1 pseudogene is annotated in these 249 nt (G+C 47.8%); it reads left to right on the top strand.

Annotated features, from left to right (window positions below):
- Positions 1 to 24: 24 nt before the first annotated feature.
- A pseudogene (locus tag AAEY83_RS17435) lies at positions 25 to 249 on the top strand (NAD(P)/FAD-dependent oxidoreductase); the annotation flags it as partial.

The following is a 249-nucleotide window of genomic DNA, read 5'->3' as shown; positions in this document are numbered from 1 at the left end:
ACATTACAGCTAAGGAATACTCTTATGATGTCGTCATTGGTATCAAATGATCAAGCACCACTTACAACTAAGAACTGCCAGAAGTCCAAAACCACACTACATGCTAGTGCTGACAGTACAGGCATCGTCATCATTGGTGCGGGTATGGCAGGCAGCCGTTTTGCTATTGAGCTGGCGCGCGCCCGGCTGCAAACGGCGTCGGAAAATTCAAGCTCTTTACCGATAACGCTTATCAGCAAAGAGCAACAC

Origin of the sequence: Psychrobacter sp. TB20-MNA-CIBAN-0197 (assembly GCF_040309765.1) — a bacterium.
Lineage (GTDB): Bacteria > Pseudomonadota > Gammaproteobacteria > Pseudomonadales > Moraxellaceae > Psychrobacter > Psychrobacter submarinus.
Note: the sequence above shows the minus strand (reverse complement) of the source record. Positions and strands in the feature narration are given on the sequence as shown.